A 2,168-nucleotide genomic window follows, 5' to 3' on the forward strand; every position below is an offset into this window, starting at 1 on the left:
CCGTTCATGTCGAGCATCCGGCATGGGCGAACCGGGTCAACATCGACATCGGTCAGTTGCTGCCCCTGCATTCGACCGCGTCGGGCATCGCCTATCTGGCCTTCGCCCGCGACGAGACCGTCAAGGCGTGCCTGACGGGTTCGCTCGACGCTTTCACGGCCCATACGCTGATCGAGCCGGCCGCCATCTCAAGATGCATGAGCGAGGCGCGCGAGCGCGGCTATTCGATCTGCGACCAGGGCTATGAGGAAGGTGTGATCAGCGTCGCGGCGGCAATCCGCGGGGCGGATGGCTTTGCGCTCGGCACCATCGCGGTGGCCGCGCCGAAGGCCAGAACGACGGCAGCCGCGATCACGGAGCGGGGACTTGCCGTGAGGGAGGCGGCACGGGAGATTTCCATGCGCCTCAACGGCGAAAACCTGCAAATCTTGAGGAGGCAGGCCTGATGCCCTCGGAGACAGCGCCCCGCATCCTGGTCATCGGCACGGGCGACACAAAGGCCGAAGAGCTGCTGTTCATGAAACAGTGCATCGAGCAGTCAGGCGGCAGCGCCGTGATGATGGATGTCAGCGTGCTGGGCGATCCGCCCTACAGCCCGGACCACGACAAGCACGCCGTGGCGCGGGCGGTGGATGTGACGATCGCCGAGATCGTTTCGAGCGGTGATGAGAACACCGCCATGACGCTGATGGCCGGCGGCGCGGTGCAGCTGGTGCGCAAGCTCCATCAAAGTGGCGAGATCGACGCCTTCATCGCCATCGGCGGTTCGATGGGGACAGATCTGGCGCTCGACGTGGCGCTTTGCCTGCCGCTCGGCGTGCCGAAATTCGTCGTCTCGACCATCGCCTATTCGCACCTCGTCCCGCCCGAGCGCGTCGCGCCCGACCTGATGATGATCCTCTGGGCCGGCGGGCTGTACGGCCTCAACTCGATCTGCAGGCTGGTCCTGTCACAGGCCTGTGGTGCGGTCGTCGGCGCGGCCAGGATTGTGCTGGAGGCCCGCATGTCGGCTCCGGCAATCGGGCCGACCATCGGCATGACCTCGCTCGGCAGCAGCTGCCTGCGCTACATGAAGACGCTGAAGCCGGCGCTGGAACGGCGCGGCTATGACGTTGCCGTCTTCCACACCACCGGAATGGGCGGCCGCGCCTTCGAATCGATTGCCGGTCAGGACCATTTTTGCGCGGTGTTCGATTTCAGCCTGCAGGAAATCACCAATCATCTCGCGGGTTCCGTCGTCAGTTCCGGCACCGACCGGCTGGAGAATGCCGGCGCCCGCGGCATTCCGCAGATCGCCGCACCCGGGGCGGTCGACATGGTCGATCTGCCGACCTGGCAGGATTTGCCGGCTAAATTCTCGACGCGGCCGTTTCATGCTCATAACAGGCTGATCGCGTCGATCACTGTCAATGCCGACGATCGCCGCCAGGTCGCCAGGGCCATCGCCGCCAAGCTCGGTGCCGCGAAAGGCCGCTCCGCCTTCATCCTGCCAACCGGAGGCATCCAGGAATGGGACGTGCAGGGCGAGCCGCTCTATGAACCCGAGGCTCTCGCCGCCTTCGCAGATGAAATGCGCAGGGCTATTCCCGCCGGGGTCGAGTTCCACGAGATCGACGCTCACATCAACAGCGACGACTTCGTCGGCAAGGCGCTCGAGATCTTCGACCGCTGGGTCGAGGAAGGCATCGTCCCGCGCGGCAAGCCGGCCAAGGGAGTGGCAGCGTGAGCGCTGTTCCCGCCCAGGCGCTTGTCCTTGATTTCGGCGGCGTCGTCACCCGGACGATGTTCGAGACGCATGCCTTGACCGAACAGGCGCTCGGCCTTGCGCCGGGAACGCTGCAATGGCGCGGGCCGTTCGATCCGGACAGCGATCCGCTGTGGCGCGCCATGCAGGCCGACGAGATCAGCGAGCGCGACTACTGGCGCTCCCGCACAAGTGAGGTCGGTCAGCTCATCGGCGAGGACTGGCAGGCGATGGAGACCTTCGTCCAACGAGCGCGCGGCGCCGAGCCGGAAAAGGTGGTGCGGCCCGAGGCCGACAGCGCCATTCGCATGGTGCATGCGGCGGGTTTTCGGCTGGCGATCCTGTCCAACGAACTCGACCTGTTCTACGGCGCCGATTTCCGCCGGCGGCTGCCTTTGCTCGGCCTGTTCGATGTGATCATCGA

General features: G+C 65.7%; 2 protein-coding genes and 1 pseudogene. All 3 read left to right on the forward strand.

From position 1 onward, the window contains the following. On the forward strand, positions 1-446 hold a 446-nt coding region (locus tag EN749_RS34615), incomplete at its 5' end, for an IclR family transcriptional regulator C-terminal domain-containing protein (protein WP_281061947.1). After that, positions 446-1,726 carry a Tm-1-like ATP-binding domain-containing protein gene (locus tag EN749_RS34620; protein ID WP_128364857.1) on the forward strand — a complete coding sequence of 427 codons (1,281 nt, stop codon included), beginning with the start codon at positions 446-448 and terminating at the stop codon, positions 1,724-1,726. The genes EN749_RS34615 and EN749_RS34620, both read left to right, overlap by 1 nt. A gap of 56 nt (positions 1,727-1,782) precedes the next feature. Then, positions 1,783-2,168 (forward strand): annotated as a pseudogene (locus EN749_RS34625) (HAD family phosphatase); the annotation flags it as partial.

The organism is Mesorhizobium sp. M7A.F.Ca.ET.027.02.1.1 (assembly GCF_004022985.1).
In the GTDB taxonomy this organism is placed as follows: domain Bacteria; phylum Pseudomonadota; class Alphaproteobacteria; order Rhizobiales; family Rhizobiaceae; genus Mesorhizobium.